Origin of the sequence: Acinetobacter sp. 161(2023), assembly GCF_037027805.1 — a bacterium.
Classification (GTDB): domain Bacteria; phylum Pseudomonadota; class Gammaproteobacteria; order Pseudomonadales; family Moraxellaceae; genus Acinetobacter.
The window spans coordinates 232,436-255,742 of record NZ_JAZEYD010000002.1 but is presented as its reverse complement, the minus strand read 5'-3'; the positions used below and the strand labels follow the sequence as shown (position 1 = coordinate 255,742).

Here is a 23,307-nt window from a genome sequence, read left to right as displayed (position 1 = left end):
AAAGATTTAAACAAGCTGCTTTTCTCTTTTTTGGCTTAACCAGAAAAGAGAAATTGCGGCAATTGCTAACCATGGTATTAAAGCGATATTCATTGTTTCCCACCCAAATAAATCGAGTAAAGCACCTGCGCTAAAAGAACAGATCAAGCCGACAATAAAAACAGTCATGTCGTTAATGGCTTGAGCCTTGGCTTTTTCAGCCGCTGTATAGGTACCTGTAAGTAAAGAAGTGCTGCCAATAAATAAAAAGTTCCATCCCACACCTAATAAAATGAGTGAGATTGCAAACGATGCGAACTGGATACCCGAGAGAGAGAAAGCAATGTAACTAGCAAATAATATAAGACCAGCAGACATGATTTTAAGCACACCAAATCGAGCGATTAAATGTCCAGTAAAGAATGAAGGTAAGAACATACCAAGCACGTGTAGCTGAATGACGGTTGTAATCGTTCCGAGTTCATGGTGTGAATGTCGCATAGCAATGGGTGTGGCCGTCATGCCTAAAATCATAATGCCATAACCAGTTACTGCACCAAACAGAGCAACTAGATAGGTGGGTTGAAAGACAATCTGTTGCCATGGGCGACCCGCACTAAAGTCAGACTTTTGCTCAACTGTATCGGCAATATGTAGGCTAGATAAAATGCCCATTGCCACAAGTGAGATGATGCTAATAATTAAGAATGAACCGATATATTCTAAATGTTGGAATAATGGGCCACCAAAACGGGCCAAAGTTGGGCCGATCAATGCGGCAACAATTCCACCTGCCATAACCCAAGAAATGGCACGTGATCGGAATGCATCATCTGCTACTTCACTGGCAGCAAAACGATAAAATTGGGCAAAGGATTGGTAGGCTCCGACACATAATGTGCCAAATGCTAAGAGAATAAGTGAACTATAAAAGATACCCATTGCGGCAATAATGCCGCCAAGTACACCTAAAAAAGCACCAAACAGAAAACCGTTACGCCTTCCCACATGTGCCATAAGCATTGATGCAGGGAACATCATTAAAGCTGTGCCCAAAAACATAGAGGCGATTGGCAAGGTTGCAAGTGTTGGAGTGTTGGCAATATTCGCTCCAGCCAAACCGCCAATGGTCATAACCATGACTGATATGGTTTGGAAAAGCGACTGGGAGCTCGCCAAAATTAATACTTGGCGGTGCATGGTGTTGTGAAGCATAAAGGGCCTTTAATTATATTCGCGAATTGCTGAGGTCAGATGTCCGCTTTTTACATAGAGAGAAGCGCCTGATAGGCCAGCTTGAAAATGTGTATGTGTTTTAGGTGGTAAACGTATCCATGTTTCAGCTTCATAAACTATTTCTTTATCGAGCAATTGTCCTTGAGTAATCAAAATCTCAATTCCATCATCGGCATCTCCGACAAAAAGCTGCTTGGGCTCCAGTTTTTCTAAATAAGTGTGTTCATAACTTGTATCGATTAACGTACAAATTAAACGGGAACCGATTTTTTGCCATCGTGCTGGATCATTGGTATTGATTCGTAAGACTTGAGTTTCTGATGTAGGCATTTGCATGAGTTTGACAAAAATCAATGCACCTTCTTCACTTGAGGGTTGATGTACGGAGTGATGTGGACTACGCAAATACCATCCAGCGGGATAGTGCTGATCTAGATTTTCAGTAAATACACCTGAAAGTACGAGGATTTCTTCACAATAAGGATGCTGATGTTCAGGAAAAATGGTGTGCGGTGCATATTTCACCAAACTGGTCGCGCGTGCGGACTCATCGCCAATTCGATCAAGCATGACACGATCAACTTCTCCACGGGGAGATTTCACCCAGCGATAGTCCTCAGGTTTAACAATCGCAGCCTGTGAAAAATCGGCATTAATATACATTACAAAATATCCTTGAATTTTAGATCTTATTGAAAGCAATTTTTTCAGAAAGTTAAAATTCAAATTTAAAAAGGGTACTAGTAGATACTTGTTTAGTTAATTTGAATAATTAAATTTCTTTAAAATATCATCCACTTTCTTTTTTAAAATAGGATTATCTTTTAATTTCATTTTATTAAACGATGACATAATGTCATCTCTACTAGGAAAAGTATTTTCAGTTGTAATTTGTGGACTTATAATTTTAACAATAGTAGCTATTTGAGAAAATTCTTTACTTCTGCCGCCATTGTTCATGAATTTAACAAAGTTTCCTTGCATTTCTCTTGAAACTTTTTTGTAATCAATCCAACGAATATCACTTTCTAAAAAACTATTTCTTATATCTTCATCAATTAAGACGTAAGCTATACTGAATTCAATATCTGTGAAATTAATGGATTTGACCATATTGGGTGGTGTTAATTTATCTTTTTCGGAAGAAACTAGATAAATTGATTTAAGTAAAGAGTGAGATGGCTCAAATTTTTGTAAAATTTCACTTTCAGAAATAAAAGGTTTTTGGTTTCCGGTCAGATATTTTGTATTAGTGAGTAATTCAAAATATTTTGTATTATTCATTGTTATACAAGCATCATAAATACCATCTATAAATTTGTATTTATTAAAATTTTTAGTATTAAGTGTAGTTAGTCTTATATGCTCTTCAGTTATAGAATAGATCCCAATCCCAAGTGGAAATGTATATTGGAAAGATAATTTATATGGTATTTCCCTTACTAATTGCTTAGAGTATTGTTGAGCTTCATCAATAGATTTTCTTTGATTTTTAAGACTTTCCCAATTTTGATTAGAGAGATATGCATATTCCTTAAATTGATTACATTCACCCTTTATAACTTGCTCCATTTCTTTTATTTTCATATTTCTTAATTGTGATGCAAATGTTGTTGCTAAAGATGCCTCTGTTAAGTTTGGATTAGGATAAATATCAATAGCAGCATGGCTAGCGATACTCATGCTAAGTGTTAAAACAAGTAATAAATAACCTTTCAAAATATTTCCCCCTTTTAAATTTTGATAATTATAGTTTTATCAAGATTAGTTAGTATCTGGAAAAGCTTGATGCTTTTAAAAAGATCTAGCTAGAGTTACGCTTGCTAAAATGTACAAAGAACTATTCAATTTTAGCATTAAAACCTACGCAGCAACTTCATTAGCCGTGGTATGCAAATCAACAGTTCATCTGCGGTTTTACAGGCTGCAATGGAAGGAAATGGTGTCGCATCAGCACGTAGTGTCATGGCGCAAAAAGATATACAGACCGGACGTTTAGTGCGTTTATTTCCTCAAATTCATTTCTCATCACCTCTTTCTTATTATTTAGTGTACCGACCAGAGTATGCAAATTTACCTAAAGTCAAAATCTGTCTTGATTGATTTTTTGTATAAATTCTTCGGACATAAAAATAAATCATTAACCTGAGGTTAATGACCGCTGATGTAGGTTGATTGATCAAAATTCCATAAAGCGTTTTTATAGATACAGAACAAAACTGCGATCTATATAGGTAAGCACATGGAAGGATCAGTTCAGAATAAAGAACGGTTATGGACAAAGCGGCGTCATGCCAAACAATTAAAACTAGAGATGGCAAACCAATATACCGACGGTGTGGTGATTCCAACTCAAGACATTATTAAAGTTTTAGAAACTTTAATTACACCAGGTGACAGAGTTGTACTCGAAGGGAATAACCAAAAGCAGGCAGATTTTTTATCGCGCTCTTTGGCGCAAACCAATCCAGATGTTTTGCATGATTTACATATGATCATGCCAAGTGTTGGGCGTTCGGAACATCTTGATCTGTTTGAAAAAGGCATTGCGCGTAAGCTCGATTTTTCTTTTGCTGGCCCACAAAGTTTACGCATTAGCCAGTTAATTGAAGATGGACTGCTAGAGATTGGTGCAATTCATACCTATATCGAGCTATATTCACGTTTGGTAGTCGACCTCATTCCAAATGTGGTGCTCTCAGCGGGTTTTATGGCAGACCGCCAAGGCAATATCTATACAGGGCCAAGTACCGAAGATTCTCCAGCCCTTATTGAACCTGCGGCTTTTAGTGACGGTATTGTGATTGTTCAGGTCAATGAACTGGTCGATGACGTCTCAGAGTTACCACGTGTCGATATTCCTGCTTCTTGGGTGGATTATGTGGTGGTCGCAGATCAGCCATTTTATATCGAACCATTATTTACCCGTGACCCAAAACATATTAAGCCTGTGCATATACTCATGGCGATGATGGCAATTCGCGGAATTTATGAAAAGCATAATGTGCAATCGTTAAACCATGGGATTGGTTTTAACACTGCGGCAATTGAACTGATTTTACCGACCTATGGCGAGTCTCTAGGTTTAAAAGGAAAAATTTGCCGAAACTGGACACTAAATCCGCATCCAACCTTAATTCCAGCGATTGAAACAGGTTGGGTTGAAAGCGTGCATTGTTTTGGTACCGAACTTGGTATGGAAAAATATGTTGCTGCTCGGCCTGATGTTTTCTTTACAGGTCGTGATGGTGCTTTACGTTCCAACCGTATGATGTGTCAGCTTGCCGGTCAGTACGCCGTTGATCTATTTATCGGTGCAACTTTGCAAGTTGATGGCATGGGCCATTCTTCGACTGTTACCAAAGGTCGTTTAGCTGGTTTCGGTGGTGCACCAAACATGGGGCATGATCCGCGTGGCCGTCGTCACGATACGCCAGCATGGCTAGATATGCGTTTGCAAGGCGCCAATGAAACTGAAACCTATTTGGCACGTGGTAAAAAACTCGTTGTGCAAATGGTGGAAACTTTCCAAGAGGGCGGTAAGCCGACTTTTGTAGAGCGTCTTGATGCGATTGATGTTGCTAAAACGGCTGGTTTACCTTTAGCCCCGATCATGATTTATGGTGATGATGTGACCCATTTACTCACCGAAGAAGGCATTGCTTATCTATATAAAGCAAGCAGCCAAGAAGAACGTCAAGCCATGATTGCTGCGGTGGCAGGCGTGACCAGTATTGGTTTAACTCAAGACCCTAAAACAACAGCACGTTTAAGAAGCGAAGGCTTGGTGGTATTCCCTGAAGATTTAGGTATTCGCCGCACCGATGCAACACGTGAGCTTTTAGCCGCGAAAAATATTGCCGACTTGGTGACATGGTCAGATGGTTTATATCAACCCCCTGCAAAATTCAGGAGTTGGTAATGATGGCTCAAATTCAATATCAAACACTTAGCACTAGTCAGCTTTTGGCAAGTTTAGCGGTTGAAGCGTTAATTGATGAAGTTAATCTGACACCGAAACCAGCCTTGGTTGATCGCCGTGGCAGTGGTGCACATGATGACCTGACTTTGGAGTTAATGGAGCGCTCTGCGAAAAGTTTAGGACCTATGTTTGAGGCAATGGCCCAAGCTGCAAAGCATCACAGAAAAGTCTGTTTGGCCTTGCGTGAAGACATTGGTGAAATTGGCCGCCAAGGTGAAAAGACCATGATGTTGGCAACAGATGGTGTTAACACACACCGCGGTGCAATTTGGGCCTTAGGTTTAATGGTTACGGCAGCAGCATTGGCACGCACCAATCAACAATATTTATCGGCTGTTGAACTATGCCAGTTAGCAGGTCAGATTACTCAGCTTGAAGATCGTTTTATTCCAAAGCAGGCCTTGAGTCATGGTCAGCAAGTACAAAAGAAATTAGGCATCTTAGGTGCCAAAGAACAGGCTCAACAAGGTTTTCCAACTATTGTGAATTTTGGTTTAAAGCAGCTTTACCAAAGTCGTAGTAAACCAATGAAAGAAGAGTTCGCTCGTTTAGATGCCTTACTTGCGATGATGACTGACCTGACCGATACCTGCGTGCTTTATCGATCTGGAACAAATGGCTTAAAGCGTATGCAACAAGGTGCTCAGCAAGTACTGGATTTGGGCGGCAGCTCAAGCTTGGAAGGTCGACGTGCTTTACATCTTTTAGAGATTGATCTGCTTCGGATGAAGGCTTCTGCTGGTGGTGCCGCAGATTTGTTGGCAGCAACCTTGTTTATAGATCATGCTGAGCAGTCATCTGTGAAAAATAAAAAGGGATTTTGATTATGGAAACACTTCATTTTGAATTTGTGGCCACAGAGCCACCTGTAAAAAAAGCACTAGTAGGATGTGTTGGCTCGGGTGATTTAGAAATTTTGATGGAACCTGGTGAAACAGGAAAAGCTTCTATTCACGTGGTGACTTCGGTAGATGGCAGTGCAGCACGTTGGCACAATCTTTTTGAACGGATTTTTACTGCGCAAATACCGCCAGCGGTCAATATTGATATTCATGACTTTGGTGCAACTCCCGGTGTCGTTCGCTTACGTCTAGAACAAGCATTGGAGGAGATTGCTCATGACTGATATTCAGAGTTTGTTAAATAAACAAGATTTTATTGAACTCAGCGCAAGAGAGCGTGCCAAAGCGCTATTAGATGAAGGGACTTTTCGAGAGTTGCTCGACCCATTTGCACGTGTTATGTCGCCTTGGTTGGCTCAGCAAAATATTGTGCCGCAAGCAGATGATGGTGTAGTGATTGCAAAAGGATCTATTCAAGAACGCCCAGTGGTTCTAATTTCTATTGAAGGTTTATTTCAAGGCGGAAGTTTAGGTGAGGTGGGCGGTGCCAAAATTGCGGGTGCCTTAGAACTTGCAGTTGAAGACAATCTAAAAGGTATTCCAACAGCGGCAATTTTACTGTTGGAAACGGGCGGCGTTCGCTTACAAGAAGCAAATCTGGGGTTGGCTGCAATTGCCGAGATTCAGGCTGCAATTGTTAACTTACGTCAGTATCAACCCGTGATTGCAGTGGTCGCAGGCAGTGTAGGGTGCTTTGGCGGTATGTCAATTGCAGGTGGTCTATGTAGCTATATTGTAATGACACAAGAAGGACGTTTAGGCTTAAATGGCCCGCAAGTGATTGAACAAGAAGCTGGTGTTCAAGAATATAACGCCAAAGATCGTCCATTTATATGGAGTATTACTGGTGGTAATCAGCGTTTCGCTAGTGGTTTGGCAGATGCTTTTGTTGACGATGATCGTCAGAAAATTCGTCAGCAAGTCATCGATTATTTAACTCAAGGCGTGCCTCAGCAGCATCGTAGTTCAAACTACTCATTTTATTTGGCGAAGCTACAACAAGTCGATACTGCTGAGCAGATTACCCCAGCACAGGTTCAAGCTTTGTATCAAGGAGAGCAAGCATGAATATCGCCGTCGATACGTTAAAAGCATCTACTCGTGGTGCACATTGGTTTAAAGCACTAACGCAGGGCTTTAAGACAGTTGAAGGTTTTCCAGCTTCGGTTTGGGTGGCTGATGGTCAGATTGATCAGCAAGCGGTACGTGTGATTGCAGTTGTCCAAGACAGCAATAATCTGTTCCCGCGGGCAAAACAAGGTGAAGTTGGACTGCTAGAAGGCTGGAGCTTGGCAAAAGCGGTTGATGACGTGATTCAAGCCGATCTTCATTCAGAAACTAAACGCGGCATTTTATGTTTGGTTGATGTGCCAAGTCAGGCCTATGGACGTCGTGAAGAATTATTGGGTATTCACCAAGCTTTAGCGGGTGCAGTAGACAGCTATGCCAGAGCCAGATTGGCAGGTCATCCTATTGTCAGTTTATTGGTTGGTAAGTCGATGTCGGGTGCTTTCTTAGCGCATGGTTACCAAGCCAATCGTATTATTGCCTTAAAAGATTCAGGTGTTATGGTGCATGCAATGGGTAAAGAATCTGCTGCACGTGTGACCCAACGGTCGGTTGATGAATTAGAACAATTGGCCTCAAGCATTCCTCCAATGGCTTATGACATCGAAAGTTATGCAACGCTTGGTTTGTTATCAGAACTTTTATCGGTTGAAAACCCTGAACAACCGACAAACCATGATCTGTTGTTAGCGAAGCAGGTGGTTGCTCAAGCGTTTAAAGAAATTAATGTTGATCAATCGAGAGGATTGGAACAAAGACTTCACGGCCAAAACCGTCAAATGTCTAAAAAGGTCCGTGAATTATTGCGTGAGCAATGGTCATGAAACTTAAGCTCGAAGCCCATGATTTGTTGTGGGGCATGACGGTCGATTACTTGGCTGATGATGCTCCACCTTGGGTGAAAGAGATTTTGCTTCGAGGCGATCCTGTTGTGGTTCGACGGGCAATTACTCCCGTAAATCAGGTGGCTGTGGGTGTAAGAGGGCAATTTCGTCATCAACGCTATGCAGCTCAAATGCCACGATCTGCAATTAGCAAACAGCTTAAGCCAGAAGCGCTGACTCACGTAGATAAGCAACAGTTTGAGCACTTGGCAGAACGTTTACAGAGTATTTCCAGCATTATGAAAAACTTTTCAGGATATTGGGGATATACAGGAAGTTTCGGGTTTGAGCTGGCAACGGGCATTAAAACAGTAACCCAACAAAGTGACATAGATTTATTGATTCGAGCCGAACAACCTTTTGCCAAAAAGCAGGCGATTGAGCTACTCGAAAATTTTCAGCAAGCAGGGCTCAATGTGGATATACAGCTGCAACTACCACAAGGTGGTTTGGCGTTAAAAGAATGGGCTGGGAACAGTGGAAAAGTTCTATTAAAACGTCCTGACGGTGCTGTTTTAGTAGAAAACCCATGGAATTAGGGAATAAATATCATGGCTTCGATTTGGGTATATCCGGGACAAGGTGTGCATCGATGCAATATGTTGCACGACCTACCACAAAGCACTCTGGTCAAAGAATATCTTGAGCGTGCATCGAATGCACTCAAAGAAGATGTCTTGATGTTGGATAGTCCGGCTGCATTGCAATCGACACGTTCAGTACAGCTTTGTTTACTTATTTCAGGTGTGGTGAGTTCAGCACTATTAACCGCTGAAAACTTAACACCTGATTATGTTGCGGGCTTATCAATTGGTGCATGGTCGGCTGCGGTTGTAGCAGGAGTTTTAGCCTATGAAGATGCTATCCGTTTAGTTGCCTATCGAGGTGAACTCATGCAAAAAGCATATCCAACTGGATATGGTATGACGGCCCTGATTGGCACAGACCGTACAGCCGTAGAAGCATGGGTGAAACAGATTTATGAAATCACGCCAGAGGTGTTTGTCGCAAATATTAATACATATAACCAGATCGTTATTTCAGGAAGCTTTGAAGCCATGAACCAAGTTGCTGTTTTGGCAAGGCAACAAGGCGTAGTGGCAAAAAAATTAGATGTATCGGTGCCGTCGCACTGTGAATTATTAAGTCAGCAAGCAAAGCAACTTGCAGCGTCTATGGAGGGACTTACTTTAGAGCAGCCTAAAATTCGTTATTTAAGCGGTACATCGGCACGTACTTTAGGCAAGGCAGAGCAAATTGGTGATGACTTGGCTTTTAATATGAGTCGGACTGTAGATTGGGAAAGTACCATCCAAGCTGCATGGGAGCGAGGTGTCAGGTTACAGGTTGAGGCTTTGCCAGGAACGGTGCTCACTACACTTGCACGTCGAACATTTAAGGAAGGAACCGTGTTGTCACTTCAAGGGACACGCATAGACAGCATTCAGATGGCAATGCAAAAAGAACAGGCCAATTGTTTTTCTGTTTGAATCTGATTTTACAAAAGTATAAATGATCCAAGGATATGAGGGATTGTCATGATTATATATGGAGTTGGTTTACTCGCACTTTGCACCTTGGTCGGTGTGATTGTTGGCGATCTACTGGGTATTTTATTGGGCGTAAAGTCTAATGTTGGTGGCGTGGGTATCGCCATGATTTTACTCATTTGCATACGGTTATGGATGGAAAAACGTGGCGTAATGACAGTTGAAACTGAAAAAGGCGTTTCATTCTGGGGCACCATGTATATTCCTGTTGTTGTTGCCATGGCAGCACAACAAAATGTGGTTACAGCATTATCTAGTGGGCATATGGCACTCTTTGCGGCGGTAGTTTCGGTTGTTGTTTGTACATTTACCATTGCAGGTTTAAGTCGTTATAACAAAGCAAGCCCTTTACCCAAGGAAGAAGACACCACATTAAACAGCATTGGAGGCAAAGTTCATGGTTGATTTATTATTAAAGGACTTAACCCATTTAGGTTTAATTACAGCTTTTGCCTTAATTGCTTTAATTATGTGGTTGTCGACCAAGCTATCTAAATATTTAACCAAGGGACGAGTACATGCTTCAGCCATTGCAATTGTGATTGGTTTAATCTTGGCATGGTTTGGCGGAAAAATGACAGGTGGTGAAAAAGGCATAACTGATCTTGCGCTCTTTACGGGTGTCGGACTCATGGGCGGTGCAATGCTTCGTGACTTTACCATTGTCGCAACGGCATTTGAGGTGCAAGCCACTGAAGCGAAAAAAGCTGGATTTATTGGCGCATTCTCTTTATTTCTCGGAACCATTTTGCCGTTTATTGTTGGTTGTATGTTTGCATGGATTTTTGGCTATCGTGATGCAGTCAGTATTACCACAATTGGCGCAGGTGCAGTGACCTACATTGTGGGGCCAGTGACAGGTGCTGCTATTGGTGCGAGTTCTGAGGTCATGGCACTCTCAATTGCAACAGGTCTGGTGAAAGCAATTTGTGTAATGGTTTCAACACCGCTGACTGCAAAATTTATGGGACTCGACAATCCACGTTCTGCCATGATTTTTGGTGGTTTGGCCGGAACTGTAAGTGGTGTATCAGCAGGTTTGGCAGCTACAGATCGCCGTTTAGTGCCTTACGGTGCTCTCACGGCAACGTTCCATACAGGTCTTGGCTGCTTAATGGGACCAACCGTTTTATTCTTTGCGGTTAAAGCTTTGGTAGGCTGATAAGTATTTAATGTTCAAGCAGAAGGGCTGTTATTAATCAAACAACGGCCCTTATTTTTATCTTTTAAAATTAGAAGCAAACATACGACACTCGGCAATCAGTGCGAGTAAATTAGGATCGCGTTCTTTACTTTTTAAAAAGACTAAACCGATTTCTTGTTGCATATGATATTGCTGTTTTAGCGGAATAAGTTTAACTGAACTTTCATAAACAGCCGAAATACGGCCGGGCAATAGGGCAAAACCTACGCCTGAGCTAACCATACTAATTAAGGTGAAAATATCATTCACTTGCAAAGCAACTTTAGGTGAAAAGCCAGCTTTTTTAAAAATGATGTCGCTGTCATTATGAGTGGCAAAGCCCTTTGTTAAAGTTAAAAAAGTCTCTTCTTTTAATAGACTTAAATCAATATCTTTAAACTCTGTATATTTAGAATCTTTATTAACTGCTAGAAAAATATCGTCTGAAAACATCGGCAAAATTTCAAAGTCGTCGTCTTGAGTCGTTTCATTTAACGCCACAATAATTGCATCAAGCTCGGTTGCTTTGAGCTTTTTTACCAAGTCCTGATTTGAGCTGAGTAAAAGTTGAATATCAAGCTCACTACGTCTGAGTTTAAGACCGCTAATCACATTTGGAATCGTATTTACCGTCAAAGAATAAAGAGAACCTAAATGTAAGACCTTGGCTGCAAAACCAGCTGCTTCTCTGGTTTTATTTACGGTAATAAAAATGTCTTGTACGATTTTTTGCGCTCGTTCTTCAAACACATAGGCACTTTTTAAAGGAATTAAATTACGGCCTTCATTTTTAAATAAAGGACAACGTAAAGCGCTTTCTAAAGAGTGAAGTGCTTTGTGAACACTGACATTACTCAGCTCCATTTCTGTCGCTGTTTTAGACAAATTACCACAGCGCATAAAAGCTAAAAAAATCTGTATTTTTTTAAGGGTGAGTTCTTCATCAATTTCCATATAAATACCTTGAACCTGTTTCCCTTAAAACTATAGATTTGAACGATCAAGTTACCACAAAATAAAGACCATAAAATTGTGCTTAGGTCGAAGGGTTGATTGATGAACCTGCTTTATCTTATTGCTGAATGGTTTTAATGATTTGATCTAATGCATCTTGAATTTTAGAGTTCCATTCAAAAGAGCAGTTGATTCGTAAATAATGCTGCTGCGAGGGTAAAACACTAAATAATTGGCTTGGAGCTACGCCAATATTCTGTTGGATCAACTCTTCATAAACTCGCATACTGTCTAGTGTGCTAGGGAGTTTAACCCAAAGAAAATAACCACTTGGGTAGTAGTACAATTCGCATGAAGCAGGCAGGTTCTGTTTTAAATAATGATAAAACTGTTTTTTATAACGCTCGAGTGAAAGTCGTAGAGTACGCAAGTGCTTTTCATAATGATGATGAGATAAAAACTCAACCAATGCATTTTGAATAAGGGCATTCACTGAAATGGTACTCATGAGCTGCAAGTGCTGAATATGGTCTGAAAATTTGCCCGCATAGACCCAACCGACCCGAAAACCTGCACCTAATGTTTTAGAAAAAGACGAGCAGTGAAGCACTAAATTTTGCTGGTCAAAATACTTCATTGAAAGTGGTTTTTGGCCACCATAAAAAAGCTCTTCATAGACATCATCTTCAATCAAATAAATTTGATGTTCGTGAAGCAACTTGGCAATTTTATATTTAATGTCATCACTGACGGTAAAGCCAATTGGGTTGTGGCTATTTAACATGAGCCAACATACTTTAATCGGATAGTTGTGAATGACCTGTTCAAAAGCATCGAGGTCAAAACCATGTTGAGGGTGTTCAGGAATCGTAATGACTTTTAGGCCTAAACGTTCTGCTGCCTGCCAAGCGCCATAAAATACGTTTTGTTGTAATAAAATATAATCGCCCGGCTGAGCAACTGCTTGCAAAGAAAGATTAAGCGCATCTAATCCGCCAGATGTAATGACAATGTCATCTGGATCGGTCTGTATGCCTTGCATACAGTAGCGCTGAGCAATAAGTTTTCTTAACGCTAAATTACCCGGAGGTAGGCTTGTGGTCTGGTCATAACTGTTTTTTTGACGCGCAAGCTGCCCCATAATCTGAATTAACTTTGGCGCATATAAAAGCTGACTATCGGGAAAGGCCGAGCCAAAAGGTACGACAGATTCATGTTGAATCGATTTAAGATATTTAAAAACTAAAGAATTAATTTCAATTTTAGAATTGAGCGAAACAACCGAATATTGCTCTAAAGGTTTAAGAGTAATTTGCTCAGCAACGAAATAACCTGATTTTTCTTTTGAATAGATAAGGCCTTGCGATTCAAGTTCTTGGTAGGCATTCATGACGGTCATTAAACTAAAACCAGAACGTTGTACCTGGTCTCTTAATGAAGGTAATTTTTCATGCGCATTTAAAGTGCCACTTTCAATAAGTTGGCGAATACTATGGGCAAGTTGTTCAGATTTATACATGTATGGACTGCCCAAAATGACAAAATAAAAGATGCACTTAATCAATAATAAATGCCGTTTGCAGAATCTACAAACGGCATTTGTTGAGAACGATAGATTTACTTTAAATAAGGGGCGGCATAAATCAATATGACTTTAAACAAACCCGCAATAATACCTAAAGCTAAAAAGCCAGCGAGCCATAGCAGAATAAACCATTGGGTTTGATTGAGTTTGACTGATAACTTTTTCATAAAACCCCCATACATTTAGTGATAGCCTTCATCACCTACACGAACTTTGTCTCTAAATACCCAGTAAGACACAATGGTGTAAGCAATAATGATCGGAATCAGAATAAGCGCGCCAACCAAAGCAAACATCTGGCTTGAGTGAGGGGCTGCTGCCTGCCAAATAGTCACTGATGGCGGAATAATATATGGCCACAAACTAATCACAAAACCTGTAAATGCAAGGAAAACGAGGGCCAATGTATATACAAATGGCTTGAGGTCATGTTGCTGCTTTTTACACGCTGATAAAATCAGGCCGACAAACAATAAGACCAAAATAGGCACAGGGCTAAAATAGAATAGATTTGGTAAAGAGAACCAGCGATCTGCAATTTCAGGATGGGTCAACGGCGTATATAAACTTACGCCACCAAAAATAATGAGCAATGCAATAATTAGCTTTGGCATAAGCTCATACATACGTTGCTGCAAGCCTTTTTCAGTTTTTAAGATGAGCCATCCACATCCTAAAGTGGCATACATGGCAACTACGCCAATACCTGTAAAGATCGTAAATGGAGATAACCAGTCAAGTGATCCACCCGCATAAATACCATTTTCGGTTTTAATCCCTTGAATATAAGCCCCTAAAATAATCCCTTGGAGAAAGCTGGTTAAAATTGAACCCCAGATAAAGGCTAAATCCCAAAGATGCTTAGTGCGATGGGCTTTAAAACGGAATTCAAAAGCAACGCCACGGAAAATCAGGGCAATCACCATGAAAATGATCGGTAAATAGAGTGCTGATAAAACTGTTGAATAGACCAGTGGGAAGGCAGCATATAGACCAGCACCACCGAGAACCATCCACGTTTCATTACCATCCCAGACAGGAGCCACGGTATTCATCATCACGTCACGTTCTTGGCTGTTCTTAATGAATGGGAACATAATCCCGATTCCTAAGTCGAAGCCGTCCATGACGACATAAATCATGACACCTAAACCGATAATACCGACCCATATTAAAGAAAGATCAATCATGACGGTTCTCCCCAGAGTTTTGTTTGCTGTCAATATTTTCATCGACTGCACTAAGTGGACGCATTGGTGTTTTAAAGTGTCCTACGCCACCAGTTTCAACATTTGGTGTATCAATGAATGATGGGCCTTTATTAATCAGTTTTAAGGTGTAGTAAATACCGCTACCAAAAACGATGGTATAGACCACCACAAAAATAAACAGGCTCAGTCCGACTTGTTCTGCAGAAACCGTATGTGAAAGTCCATCTTTAGTTCTCATAATGCCGTACACCACCCACGGTTGACGGCCAACCTCAGTGGTTACCCAACCTGCAAGCATTGCAACATAACCAGAAGGTCCCATCACTAAAGCAAATTTATGGAACCAAGAAGTTTCATAGAGTTTTCCGCGTTTACGTAGCCAAAGTGCAATGAAAGACAGGGTGACCATGAGTACACCAAGGCCCACCATCACACGGAAGCTCCAGAAAACAATCGTTGAATTTGGACGATCTTCCGGTGCGAAATCTTTTAAGCCTGTCACTTGGCCATCTAAGCTATGCGTTAAAATTAAGCTACCCAAATATGGAACGCCCACTTCAAAGTGGTTACGTTCTTCTTTCATATCGGGAATTGCAAATAGCAATAACGGCATAGGCTCATTGTGATTGGTTTCCCAGTGACCTTCCATTGCTGCAAGTTTGGCAGGTTGATGTTCACGAGTATTCAAACCGTGGTTATCGCCAATCACTACTTGTAAACATGAAGTCACAAGCACCATCCAGAGACCCATCGAGAATGATTTTTTTACCAATTCATCACGACGGCCTTTCACTAAGTGCCATGCAGAGGTTCCCACTACCAATAATGATGAAACTAAGAAGGCTGCTGCACCCATGTGGGCAAAGCGGTAAGGGAAGGATGGGTTAAAGACAATTGCAAACCAGTCTTTTGGCACAATAATACCATTTTCGATGGCAAAGCCTTGAGGTGTCTGCATCCAGCTATTTGAAGATAAAATCCAGAACATGGAAATACATGTTCCGATGGCCACCATAAGTGTCGCAAAGAAATGGGCTCGAGGACCAACACGTCCCCAGCCAAACAACATAATGCCCAAGAAGCCAGCTTCTAAGAAGAAGGCACTCAAGACTTCATAGGTCAGTAAAGGACCCGTAATACTTCCGGCGACGCGTGAAAATTCACTCCAGTTAGTACCGAACTGGTAACTCATGACCACGCCCGAGACCACACCCATACCAAAGGCAACTGCAAAGATCTTAATCCAGTATTTAAATAGATCTTTATAAATCGGGTTTTGGGTTCTTAACCATTTCCATTCTAACACTGCTAAAAAGCAGGCAAGACCGATGGAAGTGGCCGGAAAAATAATATGGAAGGATACTGTAAAAGCAAATTGTATTCGCGCTAATTCTAGAGCGGTTAGACCGAGGCTCATAAACTTTCCCCCTGTGAACTAGCTGATGATGATTAAATGAGTTAAATACTTATTTTCAGGCAATAAAGTATTCTGACGATTGAACTTACTTCTGTGATAAATGTTCTTAGCAAGTAAAATGCCAACAGGGCGAAGTAATATAATTGCTTGATATTTCAAGAGAATAGACCGATTAATTGTTCTCAATCTGTTAACAAAGTTTATGCTTGATGTTGCATTTGTAAAAATGCATGTTGCATTGAAACATTGATGAAATATCTGACGATGCACCATAGATCGTTTCATGAAACTACCTACCTTAAGAAGCTTTCTTAATCATGCACTCGCTAATTTTGTATATGTAGATACAGAAATTTTTTATAAAACTATAACAGTCTGGAGCAATTGTGAGGTGTGCTATAGTTTTTTTTCAATTATCTGTAGCTATATATCCATTCACCTAAAGTCCAAAATAAATGAACAAGATTTACGAATGGCCAAAATCATTGTTCTAAACAACATCAATGCGACTTTGGTTTTTATATAAGCGCAGGATAAATTACTTCTTTTTTATTCCCTTGTTGTTTTGTGTGAGGTCTGGTTGTTGCGTAGGTTATTAAAGACCTGATTTAAGTGTAGCTCTTCTAAAATAGCTTGGATGTTAAAAAATGTTTACTACTTCTCAACTCAATGTCCTGCATAAAATTATTAAAAATCAGCCTATTCCAGCGTCTATAATGGCTCAATTAGAGCAGACCTATGTTAACTTCGAAGCAACTTTATTAAGAGCGAAGGTTCTCAAAGACTTTTCTAAATCTCAAACTGTATATTTAATTCAATCTCATATTCACCTAAAGCAAAGCAGTGTTGCTTACCTATTTTCACCTTTTATATTTGCCAATTTAAATAAAGCAGCCATTTACACAACACCTGCGACAGCACCTGTGCTTTCTATTCTTAATAAATATTATCAAGCTGAAAAAAAGGTACTTTTCAAGATCGATGAAGTTTTAGAAAGCTTAAAAGTATATATAGATTTAGAACTTGGAGAGCTTAATGAAGTTGAGTTTATTTATTTAAGTTTAATTAAAGCACTGTGTCGAAGTGATATCTCTACCGTTTTCTTAATCACCGATTTAGATATTGATTTAGAACATTTGAAAGAGCTTGAGCAGTTCTTAAAAGTCAAAATTTATTGGATTAACCCCCAAAAAAGTGATGATTTAAAAGATATAAATGAATTGGAAATGCGTAAATTATTATTTAAAAATAAAGATGACACTTATGTAAAATTATGCACGAAATTTGCTCAAATGAATGCAGAGCTTGTCGGGTTATGTGACACCTTCACGACGCCTCAAATGACGCATTTAATTGATGATATGTTCTATTCAGAGCATATTTTCGAAAAATTATCTGTCTATTCAGAATATATGCAAACCTTATTGCAAAGTCAGCATAGTCTTAACAAGAAAGCGCTAGCTTAGTGCTGTAAGCTTTTGCTTTGCGTTATATAAAGAATGAATACAGTTATAAAAAAATAATCGTTTTCATGTGAAATAAATATTTTATGGTAAAAGCAAAGCAATATTGGTTTTACATAAATGACAAATTTAAATTTTGAGCATCATCTCGGTTCACTAACGCATGCTGCACTTAGTCAGGCTTCAATTATTTCTCGCGTGTGGGGTGAAGGGCCTTCAGAACGTTATGATGAATTGGCAAAAAATTTCAGACCAACTTTTGCCCGTATTAAAGAAGGGGCTTTAATCCGTGAGCAACAGCACATTTTGCCTTATGAACAACTTCAGTGGCTCAAAGATATTGGTTTTACGCGTTTACGACTTCCCAAAGCTCATGGGGGCTTTGATGCAACTATTCCTGAATTATTTGCATTGCTCATTGAACTTGCAGAAGCTGACTCAAACTTACCGCAAGCTTTGCGTGTGCATTTTGGTTTCACTGAAGATGTCTTGGTAAGTAAAGATAAAGCATTTCAACAGCGTTGGCTTAGCCGAATTGCCAATGGTGAAACGGTGGGTAGTGCATGGTCTGAAGGCGGGAAAGAGTCAATTGATCAGTTCGAAACTCATTTGTATCGAGATAGTGACGGAAAAATTCGCGTTAAAGGTCAAAAATATTACACCACAGGCAGTCTATATGCAGACTGGGTTGACGTTGGTGTAACAGATTTAAAAGGTGAATCTGGCTCGGTCGTTGTCCGCCGTGAAGATGAAGGCGTTGAAATTGTAGATGACTGGAATGGCTTTGGTCAGCAACTCACCGCAAGTGGTACGGCATATTTCCATGACGTATTGGTCGATGAAACTGAAATCTTACCTGATGATGACCGCTTTAAATATTCAGCTGCTTATTATCAATTGGTCCAACTGGCAATCATTACTGGTTTAGGGCGTGCTGCAACCTATGATGTTTCTCAAGCTGTCGCAAAACGTACCCGAAACTACACGCATGCAAATGCCCAATTTGTAAAACAGGATCCGCAAATTTTACAAGTGGTGGGGCAAATCCGTGGAGCTGCTTACAGTGCAGGGGCTATTGTTGAAAAAGTGGCACAAAGCATACAACGTGCTTATTTGGCAGCATTTCAAAATAATGAGCAGCTTGAAGAAGAGCAAAATGCACTTGCCGAGCTTGAAAGTGCGCAGTCTCAAACAGTCATTACCGATTTAATTTTAAATGCTTCTACAATTTTATTTGACGCTTTAGGTGCTTCTGCAACCGACAAAGATTTAGGCCTAGATCGATACTGGCGTAATGTACGAACTTTATCTTCACACAACCCGAGAGTATTTAAGAATCGAATTGTAGGGGATTTTAGTGTGAACGGTACATTACCACCTTATCAATGGCGAATTGGTGAAGTTGCTAAACAATAATTTTTGATCTTAGATATTAAGCTGTTATTTTGGCAGCTTAATATTATTTTTAATTTTTTAAATAAATTATAAAAAACTATTAGAATAAAATCATATTTTGTTTGGGGTTTATATTATAAAGAAGATGTGAAAATTGCTTTAGTATGAAAATAATTAAAATGCTGGTTGATATTTTATGACTAAGAAAATTAGTTTTAATGCTTTTGAAATGAATTGTATTGCTCACCAATCTCCTGGATTATGGCGACATCCACAAGATCGATCTGTTGAATATAAAGATTTAGAATATTGGACAGATTTAGCACAAATTTTGGAACGTGGTTTTTTTGACGGTATTTTTATTGCAGATGTGCTTGGTATTTATGACGTTTATCATCAAAGTGCTGAACATGCTTTAACAGGTGCGGTACAAGTTCCAGTCAATGATCCGCTACAGATTGTGCCTGCTATGGCGGCAGTCACAAAGCACTTAGGCTTTGGTGTAACGACTTCTATTTCCTTTGAGCATCCTTATCCTTTTGCTAGACGTATTAGCACGCTAGACCATTTAACCAAAGGGCGAGTTGGATGGAATATTGTGACTTCTTATTTGGAAAGTGGTTCAAAAAACTTGGGCCTAAAAACTCAGGTCAATCATGACAATCGTTATGATATTGCTGATGAATATTTAGAAGTCCTTTATAAACTTTGGGAAGGTTCTTGGGAAGAAGGTTCGGTCCTGCGTGACCGTGAAAGTGGTGTCTTTGCTGACCATAAAAAAGTGCATCCAATTCAACACGAGGGTAAATACTTTACTGTACCGGGCATCCATATTTGTGAGCCATCACCGCAGCGAACACCAGTACTTTACCAAGCGGGAGCATCCTCACGCGGACAGAAGTTTGCCAGTCAAAATGCCGAATGTGTATTTATTGCAGCACCGTCTAAAATTGCCACTAAAAAAGTTGTGCAAGGCATTCGCCAAAAATTGGCTCAAGAAGGCCGCGACCCGTACTCTGTCAAAATTTATGCACTTTTGTCGATTGTAACTGATGAAACCGATGCAAAAGCTCAGGCTAAGTTTAAAGAATATCAAAGTTATGGAAGCTATGATGGGGCGTTAACATTGCTGTCTGGCTGGTCTGGTGTCGATTTTTCACAATATCAACCAACGGACAACGTTGAATACATTCAAACCAACGCGATTCAATCTTTATTAGATTCTTATGTAAATGCAGATCCAGAGCGTGTTTGGACCATTGAAGAAATTGCAAATTGGAACAGCTTAGGTGGTAATGGACCTGTGTTAGTGGGTTCGGCAGAAACCGTTTCAGATGCTCTACAGCAATGGGTTGAAGATACCGATATTGATGGCTTTAACCTTGCCTATATTTTGGCTCATCAAACCTTTGCGGATGTGGTTGAGTTTATTGTGCCAGAGTTGCAAAAAAGAGGGGTATATCAAACCTCATATGCACAAGGAACATTAAGAGAGAAATTATTTGGCGCTGGTCCATATTTGCCTGAAAATCACCGTGGTGCAAAATATCGTAATCTAAAAGAATTAAAACTTGCTGAGGCGAGTTAGTATTTTGGAAAGCCTTTAAATAAATAGCTGGTTAAATACCAGCTTTTATTTTGTCTTTTTTATATCGGTTTTACTGCTGAGTTAATAATGAAAAGATAAATCTATAATTTAGATTAAAACATCAGATTAATTTGTTTTTATATGATGTGAATAATCATTATTTTGTTTCTGTTATTAAAATTCAGGAATTATTAAGTGAGCACACAAGAACTCGATCATAACCATCGTTATGAAATTAAATCTCCCGATGATGTTTCACAATTAATTTCCAAATTTGCAGGGAAGGGTAAATCTAATAAAGTTATTTGGTTGGCACTGATTGGGGTGTTTATTGATGCCTATGATTTAACAACGCTTTCCTTTGGTATTGAGCAAGTTATCTCAGAGTTTTCTTTAAGCCCTGTGATGACTGGTGTGGTGGCTTCAGCAATTGTCTGCGGAACCATTGTTGGTAACCTGATTGGTGGTTGGCTGACAGATAAAATCGGCCGTTATCGGGTCTTCATGGCGGACATGGTGCTCTTTGTCATTGCGGCAATTGTCGCAGGCTTTGCACCGAATGTATGGGTTTTAATTTTAGCCAGATTTATTATGGGGATTAGTGTGGGTATTGATCTGCCTGTGGCAATGTCTTACTTATCTGAGTTTTCCAAATTTAACGGTAGTAGCAACAAGGCGGCTCGTTTAGCTGCATGGTGCCCAATGTGGTATGCCGCTTCTTCGGTGTGTTTTGGTCTAGTTCTGGCGCTTTACTTTCTTTTACCGCCTGAGCATAGCAACTGGTTATGGCGAGCATCTTTAATTTTTGGAGCAGTGCCAGCGTTACTCATTATTTTTATTCGCGGTAAATATTTAACTGAATCACCAATCTGGCTTGCAAACCAAGGCGATTTAAAAGGTGCAGCTAAAGTTCTACAAGAATCCTATGCAATTAATGCCGTTGCAACAGTCGAAAAAGTAGAGAGAACTGCTGAAAAGAAAAAGCGTGAGGGTTTTGCAGTTTTATTTAATAAAACCTATTTGCCAAGAACTATTGTGGCAATTGTGATTCACATTTCGGTAGCATTTCAGTACACGACCATTGCCTTCTTTTTACCTTCTATTTTAACGCGTTTCTTTCATACCGATGTCTTGACGACCATTACTACAACACTCGGACTCAATTTGCTATTTGCATTTACGGGTGGGCTGTTAGGGGTATTTGTTGCCAGCAGATTTAAATCTCGTCATGTGTTGCTTACAGGCTTTTTACTCCAGTTTATAGCCCTCATTGCCTTAGCATTCATTGGTGAACCCGGGAATAGCTTTTTACTCTACACCGCAATTGGCATGCTCGGTTTGTGGCTTTTTGCTGAAGGCTTTGGGCCTGGGGCACAAATGATGGTTTATCCAACCATGGCTTATCCTGCTTCGATTCGTGGCGTTGGTGTCGGCTTTAACCGTGCAGTAACGGGTGTTGCTCAAGCAATCGCTTTGTTTGTTTTACCGATCTGGATGGCGGGATATAAAACCGATGTTTACCTGATTATTTCTATCTTTGCGTTTATTCCTTTAATTGTGATTGGACTACTGATTAAGTTTGAGCCTACCGCCCAAGATGTCGATGTTATCGATGAAGATAAAACAGAACTTCCTCTCAATAATTCACCAGTAATCGACTAGAGTAAAAATAGATATCTAGATAAATAAAGGCCAACATCTGTTGGCCTTTATTTTAAGAGTTAGAAGTAATAAGCAAAAATTACAAACGCTTTTTTATTCCATTTATCATTGCTTCCGCCAGCCGCAAGGCCTTCACTATCTCCTAGATATGGATCGTGTTTACCCACCAGCAACTCGGCTTGTACGGTCAATTTTTGATAGTTAAAGGCAATGCCGGGAATAAAACGAGTTGAATCTTTAAACCCATCTTGCTCTTTTCGATAAGAACTATAGTTTAGGTAAGGACGAACAGAGGTAATTGGGCCAAACTGCTGAGGAAATAAATAGCTCAGTTCTGCTGAGTAAATCTGACCTTTGGTTGCAGAGTTAAATGAATAATCGAAACCGCCCAAAGTCAGGTGATCTTTATATTGGGTGTCGGCATTATCAATGTCTTGGTAACCAGCCAAAAGCTGTAAATTCCATTGGTTATAATTGGTATTGCTAAAAACTGAATAGACTTGGCGATCGCCATCTTGCGCTGAACGTTTATTTTCAATGGTGGAGTACCATGCAGAGGCGCCCAGTTGGGTAGAAAAATTTTCTTGGCCTAAGACATTTTTAAACGTATGAGCACCGCGAACAACAATGGAGTTCTTTTCTTTAGTATTGGTGCCTTGTGGTACTGAGTCATCCGCATTGACAGGGTTGATACTAAATCGACTCGAGTCTTTGCTTTTACCTCTATAGGTGCCACCATCGGTAGGATAAAAGGCGAGTTGTGCTTCATTGATTCCATCATTGAAATCATATTTCACCCCAAGGTTATGTACATCTTCCCAACCTGCACTATTGGCAATGCCTAAATAATAAGTATTTCCCCAAAAGCGACCCAAGCCAAAAGGAACGGGGTTTAAGCCAGCAATAATTTTACTGTTGTCATTAATTTTATAACCCATCCATGCATCTGTAAGCCAATTGGCATCGCCTAAACGCCCATAATATTCATAAACCCGATAATCTAAACGACCAATCCATTTCGGAGAGTTGTAGTCCAGCCATAATACGGCGTCATTAAAGGAAAATTTACTGGTAGTGGGATCAGAGTCAAAATCATAAATATATTTAGCCCGAACAGTACCACTTACTTTAAGTTCACCTTCTTCAGCATTGCCAAAGATAAGCGCTGCATGACTTGAAAGGCTAAATGTAATTAAAGACGTTGTAATTAATGTTTTTTTCAAAATTTGAGAATGTTTAAACAAAAGA

22 protein-coding genes and 1 pseudogene are annotated in these 23,307 nt (G+C 40.0%); 14 read left to right on the top strand and 9 right to left on the bottom strand.

Annotation, left to right across the window (positions count from 1 at the left end):
- Positions 1-6: 6 nt before the first annotated feature.
- The 3 genes from WA249_RS02945 to WA249_RS02935 all read right to left on the bottom strand — a co-directional run bounded on the left by WA249_RS02945 (position 7) and on the right by WA249_RS02935 (position 2,934).
- The gene (locus WA249_RS02945; protein ID WP_336166414.1) at positions 7-1,194 is read right to left on the bottom strand and encodes an MFS transporter; all 1,188 of its coding nucleotides are present in this window, start codon (positions 1,192-1,194) and stop codon (positions 7-9) included.
- Positions 1,195-1,203: 9 nt separating this feature from the next.
- Complete coding sequence (locus WA249_RS02940; protein ID WP_336166413.1) at positions 1,204-1,878, bottom strand: cupin domain-containing protein; 675 nt, start codon at positions 1,876-1,878, stop codon at positions 1,204-1,206.
- Positions 1,879-1,974: 96 nt separating this feature from the next.
- Positions 1,975-2,934, bottom strand: coding sequence for a hypothetical protein (locus tag WA249_RS02935; protein ID WP_336166412.1), 960 nt, complete (start codon positions 2,932-2,934; stop codon positions 1,975-1,977).
- Between the two features lie 159 nt (positions 2,935-3,093).
- On the opposite strand from WA249_RS02935, the pseudogene WA249_RS02930 reads away from it, so the two are divergent.
- The 10 genes and pseudogenes from WA249_RS02930 to madM all read left to right on the top strand — a co-directional run.
- Positions 3,094-3,318: pseudogene (locus WA249_RS02930) on the top strand (LysR substrate-binding domain-containing protein); the annotation flags it as partial.
- 139 nt (positions 3,319-3,457) lie between these two features.
- Positions 3,458-5,137: a malonate decarboxylase subunit alpha gene (gene mdcA / locus WA249_RS02925; RefSeq protein WP_151987845.1), complete on the top strand. Its 1,680-nt coding sequence runs from the start codon at positions 3,458-3,460 to the stop codon at positions 5,135-5,137.
- On the top strand, positions 5,137-6,021 hold the full coding sequence (locus tag WA249_RS02920; RefSeq protein ID WP_336166411.1) for a triphosphoribosyl-dephospho-CoA synthase: 885 nt from the start codon (positions 5,137-5,139) through the stop codon (positions 6,019-6,021). Before mdcA ends, WA249_RS02920 begins: the two co-directional genes overlap by 1 nt.
- A gap of 2 nt (positions 6,022-6,023) precedes the next feature.
- Entirely contained in the window at positions 6,024-6,323 is a 300-nt protein-coding gene (locus WA249_RS02915) for a malonate decarboxylase subunit delta (RefSeq protein WP_000448955.1), read from the top strand.
- Positions 6,316-7,167, top strand: a complete 852-nt coding sequence (locus WA249_RS02910; protein ID WP_336166410.1) for a biotin-independent malonate decarboxylase subunit beta — start codon at positions 6,316-6,318, stop codon at positions 7,165-7,167. The genes WA249_RS02915 and WA249_RS02910 overlap by 8 nt, the downstream gene beginning before the upstream one ends.
- Positions 7,164-7,991, top strand: a complete 828-nt coding sequence (mdcE, locus tag WA249_RS02905) for a biotin-independent malonate decarboxylase subunit gamma (protein WP_336166409.1) — start codon at positions 7,164-7,166, stop codon at positions 7,989-7,991. The genes WA249_RS02910 and mdcE overlap by 4 nt, the downstream gene beginning before the upstream one ends.
- A complete protein-coding gene (locus WA249_RS02900) occupies positions 7,982-8,590 on the top strand; it encodes a malonate decarboxylase holo-ACP synthase (RefSeq protein WP_336166408.1) in 609 nt (202 codons plus the stop codon). The genes mdcE and WA249_RS02900 overlap by 10 nt, the downstream gene beginning before the upstream one ends.
- 12 nt (positions 8,591-8,602) lie before the next feature.
- Complete coding sequence (mdcH, locus tag WA249_RS02895; RefSeq protein ID WP_336166407.1) at positions 8,603-9,541, top strand: malonate decarboxylase subunit epsilon; 939 nt, start codon at positions 8,603-8,605, stop codon at positions 9,539-9,541.
- A 48-nt stretch (positions 9,542-9,589) separates the two neighbouring features.
- Positions 9,590-10,006 (top strand): malonate transporter subunit MadL, encoded by a 417-nt coding sequence (gene madL / locus WA249_RS02890; protein ID WP_016138482.1) that lies wholly within the window; start codon positions 9,590-9,592, stop codon positions 10,004-10,006.
- Positions 9,999-10,763 (top strand): malonate transporter subunit MadM, encoded by a 765-nt coding sequence (madM, locus tag WA249_RS02885; protein ID WP_336166406.1) that lies wholly within the window; start codon positions 9,999-10,001, stop codon positions 10,761-10,763. Before madL ends, madM begins: the two co-directional genes overlap by 8 nt.
- 57 nt (positions 10,764-10,820) lie before the next feature.
- Here the strand turns inward: madM and WA249_RS02880 are convergent, their stop codons facing one another.
- From WA249_RS02880 to WA249_RS02860, 5 genes are all read right to left on the bottom strand, one after another.
- The gene (locus tag WA249_RS02880; RefSeq protein WP_336166405.1) at positions 10,821-11,738 is read right to left on the bottom strand and encodes a LysR family transcriptional regulator; all 918 of its coding nucleotides are present in this window, start codon (positions 11,736-11,738) and stop codon (positions 10,821-10,823) included.
- Between the two features lie 118 nt (positions 11,739-11,856).
- Positions 11,857-13,257, bottom strand: coding sequence for an aminotransferase-like domain-containing protein (locus tag WA249_RS02875; protein ID WP_336166404.1), 1,401 nt, complete (start codon positions 13,255-13,257; stop codon positions 11,857-11,859).
- A gap of 98 nt (positions 13,258-13,355) precedes the next feature.
- The gene (locus tag WA249_RS02870; protein ID WP_336166403.1) at positions 13,356-13,490 is read right to left on the bottom strand and encodes a DUF2474 domain-containing protein; all 135 of its coding nucleotides are present in this window, start codon (positions 13,488-13,490) and stop codon (positions 13,356-13,358) included.
- A 15-nt stretch (positions 13,491-13,505) separates the two neighbouring features.
- Positions 13,506-14,513: a cytochrome d ubiquinol oxidase subunit II gene (gene cydB, locus WA249_RS02865; RefSeq protein ID WP_309455528.1), complete on the bottom strand. Its 1,008-nt coding sequence runs from the start codon at positions 14,511-14,513 to the stop codon at positions 13,506-13,508.
- On the bottom strand, positions 14,506-15,951 hold the full coding sequence (locus tag WA249_RS02860) for a cytochrome ubiquinol oxidase subunit I (RefSeq protein WP_336166402.1): 1,446 nt from the start codon (positions 15,949-15,951) through the stop codon (positions 14,506-14,508). Before WA249_RS02860 ends, cydB begins: the two co-directional genes overlap by 8 nt.
- A 647-nt stretch (positions 15,952-16,598) precedes the next feature.
- On the opposite strand from WA249_RS02860, the gene WA249_RS02855 reads away from it, so the two are divergent.
- The 4 genes from WA249_RS02855 (at position 16,599) to WA249_RS02840 (ending at position 22,059) form a co-directional block, all read left to right on the top strand.
- Positions 16,599-17,417, top strand: a complete 819-nt coding sequence (locus WA249_RS02855; RefSeq protein ID WP_336166401.1) for a hypothetical protein — start codon at positions 16,599-16,601, stop codon at positions 17,415-17,417.
- Positions 17,418-17,534: 117 nt separating this feature from the next.
- Positions 17,535-18,830 (top strand): acyl-CoA dehydrogenase family protein, encoded by a 1,296-nt coding sequence (locus WA249_RS02850; protein WP_336166400.1) that lies wholly within the window; start codon positions 17,535-17,537, stop codon positions 18,828-18,830.
- 175 nt (positions 18,831-19,005) lie between these two features.
- Positions 19,006-20,397: an LLM class flavin-dependent oxidoreductase gene (locus WA249_RS02845; protein ID WP_336166399.1), complete on the top strand. Its 1,392-nt coding sequence runs from the start codon at positions 19,006-19,008 to the stop codon at positions 20,395-20,397.
- A 195-nt stretch (positions 20,398-20,592) separates the two neighbouring features.
- Positions 20,593-22,059, top strand: coding sequence for an MFS transporter (locus WA249_RS02840; protein ID WP_005304407.1), 1,467 nt, complete (start codon positions 20,593-20,595; stop codon positions 22,057-22,059).
- A gap of 59 nt (positions 22,060-22,118) precedes the next feature.
- On the opposite strand, the gene WA249_RS02835 is transcribed toward WA249_RS02840, so the two are convergent.
- Positions 22,119-23,303: a hypothetical protein gene (locus tag WA249_RS02835; protein WP_336166398.1), complete on the bottom strand. Its 1,185-nt coding sequence runs from the start codon at positions 23,301-23,303 to the stop codon at positions 22,119-22,121.
- Positions 23,304-23,307: the final 4 nt, after the last annotated feature.